Source organism: Rhizobium sp. TAL182 (assembly GCF_002117725.1).
GTDB classification, from domain to species: domain Bacteria; phylum Pseudomonadota; class Alphaproteobacteria; order Rhizobiales; family Rhizobiaceae; genus Rhizobium; species Rhizobium esperanzae.
Genome location: NZ_CP021024.1, coordinates 488,452 through 504,693, shown reverse-complemented (window position 1 = coordinate 504,693; position 16,242 = coordinate 488,452). Strand labels below are relative to the sequence as shown.

Here is a 16,242-nt window from a genome sequence, read left to right as displayed (position 1 = left end):
GATTACACCGAAACCTTTCTGATCCACTGGTCGATGGCGACGGCGGCGATGATCAGCACGCCCGTCAAAAGAACTTTCCATTGCGGGTCGGCGCCGAGCATGTTGAGGCCCATCGACACGACGCCGACGATCATGGCGCCGAAGAGGGTGCCGAGGATGGAGCCGCGGCCGCCGAAGAGCGAAATGCCGCCGATCACGGTCGCGGTGATCGCCTGGAGGTTATAATCGGTGACGGCCGAGGACGGCGAGATCGAGCCGTTGCGGCCGATCGAGACCCAGGCGGCGAAGGCGGCGATGACGCCCGATATGGTGTAGACGGTGAGCAGCACCTTCTTGGTCTGGATGCCGGACAGCTTGGCCGCTTCCGGATCGTCGCCGACCGCATAGACATGCCGGCCCCAGGCGGTGTGATTGAGCACATACCAGAGCAGCAGGACGAGCAGCACCATGGCGATGACACCGAGGGTGAGCACGGCGGTGCCGAGCCTGAAGCTTGCGGCGAAGAGATGCAGCAACGGCGCCTGGGCGTCGACATCGGCGTCGCGGATCGTCTCATTGGCGGAATAGATGAAATTCGTCGCCATGACGATATTCCAGGTGCCGAGCGTGACGATGAACGGCGGCAGCTTCATGAAGGCGACGAGGAAGCCGTTCAGCAAGCCGCAGAGACCGCCGACCAGCAGGCCTCCGATGACCGCAATCGGCGTCGGTATGCCGTAGGAGATGGCGACGTTGCCCATGATGACGGCCGAGATCACCATGATGACGCCGATCGAAAGATCGATGCCGGCCGTCAGGATGACCAGCGTCTGGGCGGCGCCGAGAATGCCGACGATGGCGATCTGCTGCAGGATCAGTGTCAGGGTGTAGGACGAGAAAAACCGTCCGCCGAGCGCTATCCCGAAGATGATGATCGCCAGCACCAGCACGATGAGCGGCACGGCGGCCGGCGTCGAGTGCAGAAAATGCTGCGCACGCTTGATCAGCGGGACGCCCTGGTGCTCGAAGGAGGCGACGTTCTTGTCGCTGCCGTCGAGGACGCGTTCGAATTCCTGTGCTCCGGTCATGGTTCCTCCTCCGCATCCGCGCGCCGAACCCGCGCGGAGGCCGCCACCCATTGTCATCCGTTCGTTGCTTAGCCGGTGGGGTGACGGCACATCGTCCGTCCAAAACGGCCGGGGATCAAGCCCCGGCCACTTTCTCTTTCAATGGATCGGGCTCAGCCCCAGCACTTGTCGGTGCCTTCCTTGGTGTCGATCGACTTGACGCCGGAAACCGGCTTGTCGGTGACGAGTGAGACGCCGGTGTCGAAGAAGGACTTGCCTTCGGTCGGCTTCGGCTTCTCACCGCTATCGGCGAACTTCTTGATCGCCTCGATGCCGAGCGACGCCATCAGCAGCGGATATTGCTGCGAGGTGGCGCCGATGACACCTTCCTTGACCGACTTGACACCCGGGCAGCCGCCGTCAACCGAGACGATCAGCACGTTCTTTTCCATGCCGACGGCCTTCAGCGCCTGATAGGCGCCGACAGCGGCCGGCTCGTTGATCGTGTGGATGACGTTGATGCTCGGATCCTTCTGCAGAAGGTTTTCCATGGCCTTGCGGCCGCCTTCCTCGTTGCCGTTGGTCACGTCATGGCCGACGATGCGCTTGTCGTCTTCGTCGCCGATCTTGTCCGGGTTCTTCGGGTCGATGCCGAAGCCCATCATGAAGCCCTGGTCGCGCAGAACGTCGACTGTCGGTTGCGACGGCGTCAGGTCGAGGAAGCCGACCTTGGCGTCCTTGGCCTTGTCGCCGAGCGTTTCCTTGGCCCACTGGCCGATCAGTTTGCCGGCGAGCAGGTTGTCGGTGGCGAAGGTGGCATCGGCGGCATCGGCCGGCTCGAGCGGCGTATCGAGCGCGATGACCAGCACGCCGGCATCACGCGCCTTCTTGACCGAAGAGACGATGCCCTTGGTGTCCGAGGCGGTCAGCAGAATGCCCTTGGCGCCGTCGGCGATGCAGCTTTCGATCGCCGCAACCTGGCTTTCGCTGTCACCGTCGACCTTGCCGGCATAGGACTTCAACGAAACGCCGAGTTCCTTGGCCTTGGCCGTCGCGCCTTCCTTCATCTTGACGAAGAAGGGATTGGTGTCGGTCTTGGTGATCAGGCAGGCGGAAACGTCAGCCGCCATAACAGGTGCAGAAAAAGCGACGCCGAGCGCGAGCGCGCCGAAAGCGAGAACTGATTTCTTCATGAACTCCTCCCAGAGTTTGCCGGCGCCGCCCGTGCGGGCCGGAATTTTCGAGATGTGACACTTCGCTTCGGTCGCTGCCGAAGCCGCCCGTGCCCTTGACGCTGGCAATTAAGAGCGAAAGAAATCGGCTTGTCAATAAATAAATCCAATTGAATTATTAATTCGATGTGGCATGCTCCATCGAATTAGGGTGTTCGACGCCGACGCGTTTTTAAACGCAGAGACGGCCGCCCTACCGCTTTAAGCTGCTGCGCTATCCACCCTTGGATCGAACCCGAACCGAGGGACCATGCAAGAGGCCAACGCTCGGGAGGAGCGGCCATGTCGTCTTTGGATGGGCCGGAACACACGCCGGTCCCGCCGCCCATTCTCAATCCGGCCGGGGGCGCGAACCAGGTCAGGGTGCGCGCCTATAACGAACGGCTCGTGCTGTCGCTGGTGCGCCTCTACGGCGCGCTGTCGAAGGCCGATATCGCGCGCCGCAGCGGGCTGTCGGCGCAGACCGTCTCGGTCATCATGCGGGTCCTGGAAAAGGAAGGGCTGCTGTCGCGCGGGGCGCCGGTGCGCGGCCGTGTCGGCCAGCCGTCGATCCCGATGCATCTCAATCCCGACGCCGTCTATTCCTTCGGACTCAAGATAGGCCGGCGCAGCGCCGATCTGGTGCTGATGGATTTCGTCGGCCGCATCCGCATGCAGCTGCACCAGACCTATGCCTATCCGCTGCCGGACGAAATTCTCTCCTTCGTCACCTCGGGCATCGAGGAGATCGAAAGCCGGCTCGACGACAAGCAGCGCAGCCGCATTGCCGGCCTCGGCATCGCCGCTCCGTTCGAGCTCTGGAATTGGGCCGAAGAAGTCGGCGCGCCACCGGGCGCCATGGAGGTCTGGCGGGATGTCGACCTGCAGGCCGATATCGCCGCCCGTGTCTCCCATCCTGTTTTCCTGCAGAACGACGCGACCAGCGCCTGCGGCGCCGAACTTGTCTTCGGCGTCGGCCCCTCCTATCCCGACTTCGTCTATTTCTTCATCGGCTCCTTCATCGGCGGCGGCATCGTGCTCAATTCGGCGATCTTTTCCGGCCGCACCGGCACGGCGGGCGCGATCGGGCCGCTGCCCGTGCGCGACAGGAACGGCGAAACCAAGCAGTTGCTCGAGATCGCCTCGATCTTCGTTTTGGAAAACATGCTGCGCGAACGCGGCATCGATCCCGAGCCGCTCTGGTATTCGGCCAACGATTGGGTGGATTTCGGCGAGCCGATGGAAGTCTGGATCCAGGATAGCGCCAAGGCGCTGGCGCAGGCGATCGTGGCGGCTGCCTCGATCGTCGATTTCAGCGCCGCCGTCATCGACGGCGGCTTTCCCGATTGGGTGCGCAGCCGCATGGTGCAGGCGACGATCGACGAGGCCGCCAAGCTCGACCTGCAGGGCGTCGTCATGCCCGAAATCATCGAGGGCGCGGTCGGCGCGCAGGCGCGCGCCATCGGCGGCGCCAGCCTGCCGATCTTTTCGCGTTACCTCACAGACCAGAACGTACTCTTCAAGGAGATAGACCATGCTGAAGGGACTTGATCCGCTTCTGAGCCCGGAATTGCTTTTCACGCTGCGCGCCATGGGCCACGGCGACGAAATCGCCATTGTCGACGGCAATTATCCCGGTGTCGAACATGCCCGCCGGCTGATCCGGCTCGACGGCCATCGCCTCATTCCGGTGCTCAACGCCGTGCTCAGCGTATTGCCGATCGACGATTTCGTGCCCGAGGCGATCTTCCGCTCGACCGTCAAGGCCGAGCGCGACAAGCTCGATCCGGTGCATGAGGAGATGATCGACTGCTGCGCCCGCCACGAGCCGCACCGGCAGGTGGTGCCGCTCGTCGGCCAGGATTTTTACGGCCGGGTGAAGGCCGCCCATGCGCTGATCCAGACCAGCGAACCCAGGCTTTATGCCAACATCATCCTGCGCAAGGGGGTGATCTATCCGAGGGAAGGCGGCCAGGCCGAGGTCGATCCCTTCGTCTACTGAGACTCGGGTCGAGATCGCTCACACGGTCGAGAAGAATGTGCGATCGCCGCCCGTCCCTCATCCGGCTGCCGCCACCGACCGGGGTCGAGCCACGGGTCTCGACCCCAGCAAGGGTTAGGGTGATGGGCAGCCATCGACGCCGACAGCAGCGAGAGCTTGCCGGGACTCAACCGTCGATTTCGACTTCCGCTTCGCAGTTTACCGGTGCATTCAGTGGGATGGCCATGCCGATGGACGAGCGGGCGTGCGCGCCGACGTCTGGACCATAGAGCGCCAGGATCAGGTCGGAATAGCCGTTTGTGACCAGCGGCGTCTCATTGAACCCTGGCGCAACATTCACCATGGCGAAGACGCGCAGCCAGGCCGTGACCCGGTCGAGATCTCCGAGAGCCCGCTTGAGGCTTGCGAGATGGGCCAGGGCAACGAGGCGCGCCGATGCGTAACCCTGCTCCGGAGAAACCTCGGCGCCGACCTTGCCCAGCGGTTTTGCCAAGGTCCCATCCGGATTGCAGGCGACATGACCCGAGATATACGCGCGGGTGCCGCGCACCCGTACCCAGGCAAAGGGCAGTTTCAGTCCGTCGCGAACCTTCAAGGGTTCGGGCAATTGCAGACCCATTTCGGCCAGACGTTGTTCGATGATGGCCATAATGCACCTCCCATGCGATTAGATCGCGCAAAGCGGACAGCGGTTTTGCGATAGCGACACGCGCCTTACGGCACGATCTCGTCCAGCTCCGGCATCAGAACGACGCTCTCGTTCGCCGCCGGATCGTTGCGGGCGCCGAGGAATTCGGCGTCTTCCGGGCTGCGATTGACGGCCACGTGCGGAACGCCGGCCGGAATGAACAGGTAGTCACCGGGGCGGACCAATTCGCAGCGTTCGAGCTTCGACCCTGACCAGATTTCGATCTCCTGGCCGCCGGTCATGAGAATGGCGGTTTCGTGTCCCTCGTGGCGATGGGCGCTGGTTCGCCTGCCTGCGGGCAGCGAAATCGTCCCGAGCCACAGCATCGTCGATCCGACGCTCTGCGCCGAGACGCCCGACCGGTAAACGGATCCCTGCTGGGCGACATGGCTGCCGCTGCCGCTCACGACTTTAGCGGTTCCTGCATAGGGATTTTTCGGTTGCGTTGCCTGGTTCGTCATCGCGCTCACCATTTCGACCGTTGGATGGGAGCAGACTCTGCGTGCTCGGCCGCCGCAAGTCCTGAAGAGCGGCCGAAAAATTCCGAAAAACGGCGAAACCGGCGTATCATAGCCGGCCATGAACACCCCGCACCTCGCATTCGGCCGCTTCGAGTTCAGCGCCGAGAACGGATGCCTGCTTCGTGACGATCGGCCTGTCGCCATTGGCGCCCGCGGGGCGTCGCTGCTTGCCGTTCTGCTGGCGGCACAAGGGGGCGTCGTCGCCAAATCGGCGCTGATGGATGCCGTTTGGCCGGGATTGGCCGTCGAGGAAAGTAATCTTTCCGTTCAGATTGCTGCCCTTCGCAAGCTGCTCGGCCCCGCACCGGACGGCGGCGAATGGATCATCACCGTCCCACGAGTCGGCTACAGGTTTTCCGGCCGGGTGGAGAGCGCAAGCGAGGGGACCGACAGCGGGTCGCATGCGCAAGCCGGATCGAAGCTGGGAATCGCGGTGCTGCCGTTCGACAATCTGGGCGGCGATGCCGAGAAGCAATATCTGGCCGACGGTATCGCCGACGACCTGATCACAGCGCTCACCCGGTTCAGATGGCTCCGCGTCGCCTCACGCGGGGCGAGTTTCAAAGACAGGGCCGGCTCCAGGGATCCGCGCGCCGTCGGGCTCGAACTCGGTGTCAATTTTCTGGTGGATGGAGCTATCCGGTATACCGGCGACCGGATCCGGATATCGGTGCACCTCGCCGAGGCGGGCAAGGGCGCGACCGTATGGTCCGAACATTACGATCTTCAGCTGGCCGAGATATTCGCGGTGCAAGACGCGATCGCCGAGCGGATCGCCGCTGCGGTCGAACCGGAGCTGCTGTTGCGCCACGGGCTTGCGGTCGCTCCCCACACCGGCAACATCACGGCCTGGGACCTTGTCCGGCAAGGGACGTTCAATTTCCACAAGGTCTCACGGCCGACCCACCTTCTGGCAAGGCGATTTTTCCGCGAGGCCGCCGAGCTCGACCCCATGCTTCCGGAGGCGCAGATCTGGCGGGCGCGGGTCAATGCCGGCCTCATCGCCTACGGCTGGACGGATGATCCCGCCGCGGATGGCCAGGAAGGGTTAACTGCCGCCCTGCGAGCGATCTATCTCGACGCGCGAAACCCGTATTCGCACTATGCGCTGGCGATCGTGTCGGCCTATACGGGCCGAGCCGACCAGGCGATGCTCGCGGCGGAACGGTCGATCGAGCTCGGCTCGAGCTTCGCCCTCGGGCATCTCGTCCTTGGCATGGCGCGGCTCTTTTCCGGTGATGCGGCCGGCGCACGCAAGCCTTTGTCGCGCGGCCTCGAACTCAATCCGCATGATCCGCAGAATGGCGTCTGGTTCAGCCTGCTGATGCTTGCACAGTACTTTTCGGGCGACGTCGAAGGGGCGCTCGACGTGGGGCGTGCGGCGTTAAAGGCGCGGCCCGACTGGCCGGCGCTGCTGCGCATACACGCATGCTGCCATATGGCGCTTGGACATATTGAGCAGGCTCGCCGATTTGCCGCTGCTGCCAGCGGCCTGCCGGAAGCCGCTGGCGATGCGCTTGGGCCGTTCAGAGAGAGCAACACGGAATGGGCGGCCCGTCTTGAGCAGTTGCTGCGTGAGGCCGAACTTTAACACCGCCTCTGCCACCGTCAGTCTTGCCAACGGGCTACGGGCGACCTCGTCCGGCCAGGACTTCTGCTGAGCAAATGCGACCGGATGCGAATTTTCGGAGAACCGACGAAAGGCGGTTGCACTCGAATTCTTTATCAGTCATTCTAGAACGATCAATAAAGAATCGAGGCGAGTGTGGGCAGAACGCGGGAATTCGATGAGGAGGCAGTGCTGAAGGGAGCGATGCACGTCTTTCGCAAACACGGATATCAAGGTGCGTCGATCCGAGACCTCGAAGAGGCGACAGGCCTCAAAGGCGGAAGCATCTATCACGCCTTCGGCGACAAGGCCGGGCTCTTCGACGCGGCGTTCAGACATTACAATCGGGCGGTCCTGGAGGGGCGGCTCGAGCGATTTGCGCCGCCGGGGAGCGGCCTTAAAGGCTTGCGCGAACTGTTCCTTTCACTGCTGCATGAGCCCGACAATGGCTCCCTGGGCTGCCTGATCACCAACATGGCTGTGGAGTTCGGCGGTGACGTCAAAACGCATCCCCGTGTCGAGGCAGCGCTCGGTCTTCTTCGCAGCACGTTCCGTTCGAGACTCGGCGAGCCGCCGAGCTTGGCCCGAGACACGGACAGAACCAAGGCCGACAGGACAGCTGTCCGCCTCCTTGCCTTCTATCAAGGCCTGCTCGTGCTCATTCGCGGCGGCGAAGACAAGGCGAGCCTGCGGCAGGCGATCGAAGACGAATTCAATCAACTGGAGACACTGTTATGACGCCTGAGACGCTATGGAATCGATATGCGGCCATCTGGTCGCTGGACGCTGACGCACGCGAGCCGGAAATGCTGGCATGCCTCGCCGACGATGTGACCTATTGCGATCCGAATGGAGCGATCGCGGGGCGAGCCGGCCTCTCGGCTTACATGGCCGGCTTCAAGGAGAGCGTACCGGCAGGCCGGTTCATAATATTGAGTGTCCTCCATCACAATGAACGTTCGCTGGCACGCTGGGAACTGCGCCACGAGGACGAGACCGTCCTGCAAACGGGGACAAGCTTCGCGGCGATGTCCGATGGCCGGCTCAGCGCGATCACCGGCTTCTTCGATCCTCTGGCAGGGCAGCACCATGTGTAGCGAGGCGACACGCAGCCTAGCGCTCGAATTTGCGAGCCAGATCGCCCCACCGGGCGCCATCGATGTCCGGCGGTTCTTCGGTGGATCCGCCCTCGTCCGAAACGGCGCCCAGTTCGGGTTCGTCATGAAAGGCATATTGTATCTGCGCGTCGACGCCGCGATGCGCGCGGAGTTCGAGGCGGATGGCTCGGAACCGTTCAGCTACCGCGCTGCTGGAAGGGATGTGACGGTTCGCCGCTATTACGCAGTGCCGGCGCATGTGATCGACGATCCCTCGCTGCTGCGCACATGCTCGGAGCGAGCATTGCATGCGACCCCGCTGCCCGCCCGCAAACGCTCAAACACGACCCCCGCCGTCACCCCGTGTGGCTGATGCCGATATCCACCCCGGCCCCTCGTGTTTAGAACCTTCAAATCTCCCCCGCCGACGGCCCCCAGACGTCCGTCAGCGCGAAGCCTAAGGGATGAGGGTCGAAGGGGTCGAGCGCCACCTGGGTCAGGCCGAAGGTGAAGCCGCGGCCGGTGATGGTGGGGATGACCGCCGGGCGGCCGGCAACCTCGGTCACCGCCTGCAGCCCGACCTCGAACTGCGAGCCGATGATCGATTTCGAGGTGAAGATGTCGCCGATTTTCGCCCTGCCGCGGGCATGGAGCGCGGCGAGATTGGCGGAATTGCCGGTACCGCAGGGCGAGCGGTCGGCCCGGCCCGGCCACATGGTGGTGCAGGTGCGCACCGTGCCGTCGGCTTCGGTATCGCGGAACATGACATAGGCGACGCCCGAAATTGCCGGAATTTCGGGATGGACGACCTTGATGTCGCGGTTGATCAGCTCTTTCAGGATCATGCCGGCCTGGACGAGGCCGGCCGCATTGGCCTTCTCGATCGTCAGACCGATCTGGCCGACATCGACGAGGGCATAGAAGATACCGCCGTAGCAGAGATCGGCTTTGATCTTGCCCCAATGCGGCGTGTCGATTGTGACATCAAGCTCATGCACGAAGGACGGCACCATGGTGAGCCGGACCTTTTCGCAGCGGCCGTCGCGGCAGGTCGCGGTCGCCTTGACGAGGCCGGCTGCGGTTTCGAGCGTGACGATCGTTTCCGGCTCCTGCATCTCGACAATGCCGGCTTCGAGCAACGCCGTCGTCACGCAGATCGAGTTCGAGCCGGAGCTCGCATGCGCCTGGTCGGGCTGCAGGATGGTGAAGGCGACGTCCGCTTCCGGATGACGCGCCGGCAGCAGCAGGTTGACCGAGCCGATCGGAGCGCCGCGCGGCTCGAGGCAGAGGAAGCGGCGAAGCTCGTCGCCCTTCGGATCGGTGTTCAGCCAATGCAGCTGGGCGGCGATGGTATCGCCCGGGATTTTCGGCACGCCGCCGATCGCGACGCGGCCGATCTCGCCCTCGGCATGGACATCCAGCAGCTGGATCGTGCGTTTCCATCTCATGTCGAAACCTCCGGTTCTGAAGCAACGGCTCTCATTCAGTATCGGTCGATGCGGAACGGGCGCATGTCGATCGGCGGCTCAGTGCCGCTCACCATATCGCCGATCAGCCGCGCTGTCGTCGGTGCATAGGTCAGGCCAAGATGGCCGTGGCCGGTCGCATAGTAGACGCCCGGCATTTTCGACGACGGCGAAATGATCGGGATCGTATCGGGCAGCGCCGGGCGGTGGCCCATCCAGTCCGTCGCCTCCTCGAGCTTCAGCCCGGGCAGCGCCCGCTGGGCGTGGCGCACCAGCACCCGCGGGCGGCGGAAGTCCGGCGCGGCATCGAGACCGGCGAGTTCGACATTGCCACCGACACGAATGCCGCCCGCCGTCGGCGTCACCATAAAGGCGCGCGCCGGCCAGATCATCGAATAGCGCATGGAGATGCCCGGCTTCATGATCTGGGTGTGATAGCCGCGCTCGGTTTCGAGCGGGATTGGCTCGCCGAGCTTTTCGGCCAGAAAACGGGTGTGGACGCCGGCGGCGAGCACCACGGAATCGGCCTCCCGGCGGCCGCCATCTTCCAGGAGGACGACGACGGCGCCATCGCCCTTGCGCTCGATGTTCCTGACAGCGCCGGAGACAAAGATCGCGCCTGCGGCCTTGGCCGCCTCGGCCAGCTTGACCACCAGTCGATAGGGATCGCGGATCGACTTGTTGTCGGGCAGCAGCACCGCCTTGGCGATGGCAGGCGAAAGGGCCGGCTCATAATATTGGATGGCGCCGTTGCTCAAGACTTCGAATTCGAGGCCATAGCGCTGCATCATGGCGAGGTGGCCGCGGTCGGCGGCAAATTCCGCTTCCGTCTCGTAAATCGCCAGACAGCCCTCCTCCGTCATCAGCTCGGAGGCGCCGATCGCCTGCAGCATCTGCCTGAAATCGCCGAGCGCACGCTCAGACAGGCTCATGCCGGCATCTTCGATTTGTCGGAGGCGCGACGGGCGGCCGGCGGCGAGGAAGCGCAGGAACCAGGGCAGCATTTTTGCTGCATAGGAGGGCCGCAGCCAGACCGGACCTTCGGGATCGAGCAGCCAGCCGGGCATTTTCTTCCAGGTCGAAGGACCGGACCCGGCGGCAAAATCGAGCGCGATGCTCGCCATATTGCCGAAGGAGGTGCCGCGTCCCGGCTCGCCCTTGTCGACCAGCGTCACCTGATAGCCACGCCGCTGCAAATCGAAAGCAATGGAGGCGCCGATCACCCCCGCGCCGACGACAACAACCCTCTTCTTCGTTTCTTCAGCCATGATGCCATCAACCCAACCGCACGGCAGACAAGAGCGCCGCTTCGCCAACCTGATATATCAGATCGGCGTTGATTGCCTACGGAATTTTCACTGGGTTTCAGGCAGGCCGGCGCCAACACTGTCGCCGACCGAACCGACGGTATTATCCACCGACTGGCCGAGACGCTTCAGCTGGGCGTCGTAATTGCGCCTTGTGCGCGGATCGAAGATGGCGATCGGCGTGCTGACGGCGACGCCGACGGCACTTCCGGCGGTCTGGGCAGCGCCCATCGCCACGGCGCCGACGGCCTCGCCGAGGCCGACATTGGAATCGGTGATCGTCTGACCGGCGATCAGCCGGTCGCCGATCAGCTTCACCACTTCGGGGCTTTCGGCGAATTTGCCGTGGTTCAGCCGGTCGCCGCCCTTGAGCTTGGTGAGATCGAGCACGGTGATGCCGGCCGCTTCGAGCTTGCTGCGATAAGGCTCGGCCGAGGGGTCGATCTGGCCGAGGCGATCGATATTGCCGGAGATGCGCCGCGACAGCGCCAAGGCGCGATCGTCCTGCGAGACGAAGATGGTGAAATGCGGCTTGTCCTTGCCGAGGCTTGCGAACTGGCGGCCGAAGACGTCGACATCGAGATCCGGCGAGGCGAGGATGACATTGTTGATCTTGCCGGCCACCTGGCCGTTGCGGATCGCCATCTGCCTGAGCGCTTCGACGGTGAGCCAGGTGCCCATCGAATGCGCCATGATGGTGATGTCGCCGACGGCGGGATTGGCGGCGGTCCGGGTCAGCAGTTCTTCCAGTGCGTCGCGGGAATAATTGGTGCTTTCCTTGTCGTAATTGTAATCGAAGATGCTGGCGCGCGAGGGCCAGGTGAAGACGACGGGTGCGACGTCGGCATGTGAATCATGGACGATCTGCGCGAAGCGGTAGACGGCGTCCTCATACCGATTGTTGAAACCATGCACGAAGACTAGCACGCGGCGGCTTTTCGGCATATGGCCCTTCAGCCAGCGCTCGCCCGCCCGCTCGCCTTCGAGCGGATCGACGGAGACGGTGACGAAATCGCGCAAGGGATCGGCCGGCAACCGCTTTGGCCATTGCACTTGGCCGACCTTGCGATTGGCATCCGGCGGAATGGAGACATCGACGGCATTGACGGTGAGCCCGGTGCCGCGTTCGCCGGAGAAAAGCACGGCGGGATTGTCGTCGGCAGCCCGCGTCGTCGCCACCAAGAGATCGACCTTCGAGGTGCCGGGCGGCACCGTGCCGGCCGCCTGCATGACGCCGACCGGCCTGCCGCCGCAGCCGGCGAGCACAAGCGTTGCAACCAGAAGACCTGTCAGGGCCGCATGCGGGGCGCGCCATTTGCCGATCATGACCAAACTCCAACCGGTGCGCGCACCGGACAGAGGGGCGCCCGTTCAATTAGTCCGACGATGCTTGCCGAGTCAAACCGCGCGTGGCGCTGCTGGGAAAAAGAAAAGAGCCTGGCGCGGGAGGAGGTGCGCCAGGCTCTTGATCCTGACTGACAACTGGGAGGAGGAGTGTTGTCAGTCCGATGTAAGAGCGCTGGGAGGAGGAGTGCGCTGCTTACGGAGATATAGATAGCCCATCCATTTGATCGGGAATAGCGAAAATTCCGCAATGCAGCAATGCGTCCAGCGCAATGCTTGCCCTCAAAACACCAGATCGCCGCCTCATTTTGCGGCATCTTTGACCGGATGGTCAAATTCTGCTGAAAAATAAGGCCGGGTCGCCCCTCATCCGGCTGCCGCCACCGCCGGGGTCGAGCCACTGGTCTCGACCCGTCCTTCGGACCCCCGCTCGCGGGGAGAAGGGACACGGCGCGACCTCGCCGTCCCCCGCCAACGTCCTGCATGGCACGTCCCCTCGCCCCGTTTTACGGGGAGAGGGTTAGGGTGAGGGGCAAGCCAAGCGCACTCTCACTGGCTGCCGTCGCCCCCTTAAGCCGCCTTGAACAGCTTCCGGCCTTCGGCATCCAGCGCCGAGAACTCATCATCCGACAGCGCGATGTCGACGGCCGCGACGTTTTCTTCCAGGTGCTTGACCTTGGAGGTGCCGGGGATCGGCAGCATGACAGGGCTGCGCTTCAGCACCCAGGCGAGCGCGATCTGGCTGGGGGCGGCATTGTGCTTTTTGGCGATCGTGTCGAGCAGCGAGCCTGATTTGGCGAGGTCGCCGGCGGCCAGCGGATACCAGGGGATGAAGCCGATATTGTGCTTGGCGCAGTAATCGAGCACGTCCTCGCTGGTGCGATCGACGAGATTATAGCGGTTCTGGACGGTGGCGACCTTGAAGTGCTTCGAGGCCGCCTCGATCTCGGCGACGGAGACTTCGCTCAAGCCGGCATGGCGGATGAGGCCGGCATCGAGCAGCGACTTGATCGCATCGAACTGCTCCCTGGCCGGCACTTTCGCATCGATGCGGTGCAGCTGCCAGAGATCGATCTGCTCGACCCCGAGATTGCGCAGGCTCTTATGCGCCTGCTGGATCAGATATTCGGGACGGCCGACCGGCAGCCAGATATCGGGGCCGTGGCGGGTCAGGCCGCCCTTGGTGGCGACCACGGACTTGCCGCCATAAGGATGCAGCGCCTCCTTGATCAGCCATTCGGAAACGTCGGGGCCGTAGGAATCGGCCGTATCAATGAAATTGACGCCGAGCTCCGGCAGGCGCTTCAGTGTGCGGATGGATTCGGCGTGATCTTCAGGCTCGCCCCAGATGCCCTTGCCGGTGACGCGCATTGCACCGAAACCGAGACGATTGACCTCGATCTCGCCGCCGATCCTGAAAGTGCCTGACTTGGCTGCGTTGTGACTGGCCATGATCTTTCCTCTCTTGGTCAATGGAATGGTTGAACGTCAGCGGGAAGGCCGAAAGCCGCCTGGATCCAGTCGCCGCAAACGCGCATGTCTGCCCGCCCTGGCGAGGCCAATGGAAACGAGCTGGCCGCAGCAGCAGCGGCAAGCGGCCGCTGGGACGCTTGAGATATAGGACGGCGCCATGGAGATAACAGGGATGGCGCCGGAGCGGCGATAGGAATGCCGGCGGCGCTTGCGTTTCGCCTGCTGGTCAGCCGCCTGTTTCGCCGGAAAAGGCGGCGACGTCGATGTCGGCGTCGCTGTCCCGATATCGCAGGCGCTCACGCGAGAGTTCGAGCGGCTTGCGGCGGGAAATGCGGTAGACGGAGGCAGGCGGCAGGTTACGGACCGTGCCGCCGATGCGCACGGCCTTCAGGCCGAGGCGGTCGAGGATCGGCCGCGGCACCGGGCAGCGCGGGCCATAGGTGAACTGATAGACCGCCCCGCCCGGCCGCATATAGGTGAAGACGCCGGCAAGGATCGAGGCGATTTTGCGCGGCGACATGGACAGAAGCGGCAGGCCGCTGATGACGGCGCCGACCGGTTCGTCCTCGAAAATATCGGCCTGGGCAAGGTGGGCGGCATCCATCTGCAATACACGCGCCGCCGGGAACCGCGCCTGCAGCGCGTCAATAAACTCAGGCCCATATTCGATCAGGGTGAGATCGGCCTCGCTGACGCCGCGGGCGAGCAGCGCCCGGGTGAAGACGCCTGTGCCCGGGCCGAGCTCGATGATCGGCCCATCCAGTGCGGCAATTTCGCTGGTCATGATCCTGGCCAGGGAATCCCCCGACGGCGCGATCGCCGCCACCCGAAGCGGGTTGCTGATCCAGGAGCGGAAAAAATGCAGGAAATCGGAGCATGCAGCCTTTGCGGTCATGACTGTCCCACCTGTCTGAAATTCAATTGAGTATCAATGCGACCATCGCGGCCAGCATGGCAATTCCAAGGCAGAGACGTCAATCGCCTGTGTATGCCGGCGTCTGCGACGATTTTTCCATCGGCGCCCGGCCCGTTTCCCCATCCATGACTATCTCCGGCCAGCGTCCTCATAGAAAAGGGGCGGCCCGGAAGCCGCCCCTTTTCCCGATCGCAGGGTCTCAATAGTTGCAGCCGGAGCTGCTTGTCGGGTTGAAGCCGAGCTTGCAATCCATGTTCATCGGCTTCTTCGGATTCATCATGTAAGGTGAAGCCATGGTATCGGGGCGGCGCTCGCCGATCGAACCGGTGGTGCGCCGGTCGTGCTGCACCTGGGTTTCTTGCTGGGCAACCGGCTGCTTGACCGCGCCCTGCTGTGTCGCACTCGACTGGAGGGGAGCCGCTTCGGCCGAGAACGAGGAAAGGCCGAGCATTGCGCCGATGACCGCAGCCGCCAGGCCGCTCTTGAACGTCGTGATCATGATCGTCTCCTTGGGAACATTTCAGGGAATTTACGCCGAGGAGTTAGGAAGCGGATCTGTCACATACTACCGCACTGCAACAAGGGTCACGAATAGGTGAGCGGGCGCCCTGATCGAGAAAGAGGCGGCTCGTCGCCGCCTCTTTCCTTTGCCGGCTCAATAGCCGTTATCGCAGGGCATGCTGCCGGGACCGATCGAGCCCGAAAACGTAGGGTTGCACATTGTCGGAGCCGCCGGCCTATTCACGGGCTGGCGGATGATCGAGCCGGTCGTGCCGGGTTCGACGCCGAAAGCGGCCAGCGGATACCAATAGCCATCGGAATGGCGGCGGGTGCCGGGACGTTCCGTGGCAAAGCCCCGATAGCCGTGCCAGGTGCCGGCATGTGCCTTATATTGTACCGTTTTCGCCTCCGAGACGATGGGCGGCCGAAGTGTCGGCACGGGCGCGGCCGCAGCCGGAGCGATCGCCGCGAGGGCGACAAGGGTGCCGAGGGCGGCGGTCAAAGGGGCAAGGCTGAATATCTTCATGATAAACCCTCCTTCGTGGATTTACCCTGCGAAAATGCCTTTGTGACGGGTGGGGTTCCGCGATCACGCGCGGCTTCCGAAACTCGTGATTGCAGGCGATCCGGCGTGACCTTATGGCGAAAAAATGTGAAAAGCCGCAATCAGGCGAAGGGCGCCGACGGGGCCGGCCAGGAATCATGAATTCTCTGTTCTCAATTCGCGTATAATGTGCGGTAGCCCTGGCCGGAGAGGCAGGCGACATATTGGCGATGGGCGGCAGCGCGAGCAATCGTTTCCGCTTCCAGCGCATCGGCCTCAGCATATCCGGTCAGCTGGGCGCGCAGCTCGTACTGGCGCTTCGCCTCGTCATACATGGCATTGCCGTCGGTCATGCACAGGCTGTGTGCAACGGCCGGCGGATTGACCGGCACGCCGACGGCCAGCAGCACCGGCTCGTTGGCATGGTCGATGCAGCCGGCAAGAGCCGCCATCAAGGCCACGGCGCCGACAGCCCGAAAAATTCCCATCGCCATGCATTCCTCCGGCCGAAAGCGCG

General features: G+C 63.5%; 18 protein-coding genes. 6 read left to right on the top strand and 12 right to left on the bottom strand.

Going from position 1 to position 16,242, the window contains the following annotated elements; all coding sequences use genetic code 11:
* Positions 1 to 2: 2 nt before the first annotated feature.
* Together Tal182_RS02560 and Tal182_RS02555 are read right to left on the bottom strand one after the other, a co-directional pair.
* Positions 3 to 1,067 (bottom strand): ABC transporter permease, encoded by a 1,065-nt coding sequence (locus Tal182_RS02560; RefSeq protein ID WP_085857968.1) that lies wholly within the window; start codon positions 1,065 to 1,067, stop codon positions 3 to 5.
* 152 nt (positions 1,068 to 1,219) lie between these two features.
* Positions 1,220 to 2,239, bottom strand: a complete 1,020-nt coding sequence (locus Tal182_RS02555) for a sugar ABC transporter substrate-binding protein (protein ID WP_064800508.1) — start codon at positions 2,237 to 2,239, stop codon at positions 1,220 to 1,222.
* Positions 2,240 to 2,560: 321 nt separating this feature from the next.
* On the opposite strand from Tal182_RS02555, the gene Tal182_RS02550 reads away from it, so the two are divergent.
* Positions 2,561 to 3,808: an ROK family transcriptional regulator gene (locus Tal182_RS02550; protein ID WP_085857967.1), complete on the top strand. Its 1,248-nt coding sequence runs from the start codon at positions 2,561 to 2,563 to the stop codon at positions 3,806 to 3,808.
* Positions 3,792 to 4,259, top strand: a complete 468-nt coding sequence (locus Tal182_RS02545) for an RbsD/FucU domain-containing protein (protein WP_085857966.1) — start codon at positions 3,792 to 3,794, stop codon at positions 4,257 to 4,259. Before Tal182_RS02550 ends, Tal182_RS02545 begins: the two co-directional genes overlap by 17 nt.
* 166 nt (positions 4,260 to 4,425) lie before the next feature.
* On the opposite strand, the gene Tal182_RS02540 is transcribed toward Tal182_RS02545, so the two are convergent.
* Together Tal182_RS02540 and Tal182_RS02535 are read right to left on the bottom strand one after the other, a co-directional pair.
* On the bottom strand, positions 4,426 to 4,908 hold the full coding sequence (locus tag Tal182_RS02540) for a RidA family protein (RefSeq protein WP_085857965.1): 483 nt from the start codon (positions 4,906 to 4,908) through the stop codon (positions 4,426 to 4,428).
* A 65-nt stretch (positions 4,909 to 4,973) separates the two neighbouring features.
* Positions 4,974 to 5,408 (bottom strand): cupin domain-containing protein, encoded by a 435-nt coding sequence (locus Tal182_RS02535; RefSeq protein ID WP_085860779.1) that lies wholly within the window; start codon positions 5,406 to 5,408, stop codon positions 4,974 to 4,976.
* Positions 5,409 to 5,526: 118 nt separating this feature from the next.
* Here Tal182_RS02535 and Tal182_RS02530 point away from each other — a divergent pair, with 118 nt between their 5' ends.
* The 4 genes from Tal182_RS02530 (at position 5,527) to Tal182_RS02515 (ending at position 8,547) form a co-directional block, all read left to right on the top strand.
* Positions 5,527 to 7,059, top strand: coding sequence for a winged helix-turn-helix domain-containing protein (locus Tal182_RS02530; protein ID WP_085857964.1), 1,533 nt, complete (start codon positions 5,527 to 5,529; stop codon positions 7,057 to 7,059).
* A gap of 174 nt (positions 7,060 to 7,233) precedes the next feature.
* Positions 7,234 to 7,815, top strand: a complete 582-nt coding sequence (locus tag Tal182_RS02525) for a TetR/AcrR family transcriptional regulator (RefSeq protein WP_085857963.1) — start codon at positions 7,234 to 7,236, stop codon at positions 7,813 to 7,815.
* Positions 7,812 to 8,174, top strand: a complete 363-nt coding sequence (locus tag Tal182_RS02520; RefSeq protein ID WP_085857962.1) for a nuclear transport factor 2 family protein — start codon at positions 7,812 to 7,814, stop codon at positions 8,172 to 8,174. The genes Tal182_RS02525 and Tal182_RS02520 overlap by 4 nt, the downstream gene beginning before the upstream one ends.
* Positions 8,167 to 8,547, top strand: a complete 381-nt coding sequence (locus tag Tal182_RS02515; RefSeq protein WP_085857961.1) for a TfoX/Sxy family protein — start codon at positions 8,167 to 8,169, stop codon at positions 8,545 to 8,547. Before Tal182_RS02520 ends, Tal182_RS02515 begins: the two co-directional genes overlap by 8 nt.
* Positions 8,548 to 8,584: 37 nt before the next feature.
* Here the strand turns inward: Tal182_RS02515 and Tal182_RS02510 are convergent, their stop codons facing one another.
* From Tal182_RS02510 to Tal182_RS02475, 8 genes are all read right to left on the bottom strand, one after another.
* A complete protein-coding gene (locus Tal182_RS02510) occupies positions 8,585 to 9,622 on the bottom strand; it encodes a proline racemase family protein (protein WP_085857960.1) in 1,038 nt (345 codons plus the stop codon).
* Positions 9,623 to 9,657: 35 nt separating this feature from the next.
* Positions 9,658 to 10,908 carry an FAD-dependent oxidoreductase gene (locus Tal182_RS02505; protein ID WP_085857959.1) on the bottom strand — a complete coding sequence of 417 codons (1,251 nt, stop codon included), beginning with the start codon at positions 10,906 to 10,908 and terminating at the stop codon, positions 9,658 to 9,660.
* 87 nt (positions 10,909 to 10,995) lie between these two features.
* Positions 10,996 to 12,273, bottom strand: coding sequence for an alpha/beta hydrolase (locus Tal182_RS02500; RefSeq protein WP_012482497.1), 1,278 nt, complete (start codon positions 12,271 to 12,273; stop codon positions 10,996 to 10,998).
* Positions 12,274 to 12,861: 588 nt separating this feature from the next.
* Positions 12,862 to 13,743, bottom strand: coding sequence for an aldo/keto reductase (locus Tal182_RS02495; RefSeq protein ID WP_004672366.1), 882 nt, complete (start codon positions 13,741 to 13,743; stop codon positions 12,862 to 12,864).
* Between the two features lie 247 nt (positions 13,744 to 13,990).
* Positions 13,991 to 14,659 (bottom strand): methyltransferase domain-containing protein, encoded by a 669-nt coding sequence (locus tag Tal182_RS02490; protein WP_004672365.1) that lies wholly within the window; start codon positions 14,657 to 14,659, stop codon positions 13,991 to 13,993.
* A 220-nt stretch (positions 14,660 to 14,879) separates the two neighbouring features.
* Positions 14,880 to 15,179, bottom strand: a complete 300-nt coding sequence (locus tag Tal182_RS02485; protein WP_085857958.1) for a hypothetical protein — start codon at positions 15,177 to 15,179, stop codon at positions 14,880 to 14,882.
* Positions 15,180 to 15,335: 156 nt separating this feature from the next.
* Positions 15,336 to 15,707: a cell surface protein gene (locus tag Tal182_RS02480; protein WP_085857957.1), complete on the bottom strand. Its 372-nt coding sequence runs from the start codon at positions 15,705 to 15,707 to the stop codon at positions 15,336 to 15,338.
* 191 nt (positions 15,708 to 15,898) lie between these two features.
* Entirely contained in the window at positions 15,899 to 16,219 is a 321-nt protein-coding gene (locus Tal182_RS02475; protein WP_085857956.1) for a hypothetical protein, read from the bottom strand.
* Positions 16,220 to 16,242 lie beyond the last annotated feature (23 nt).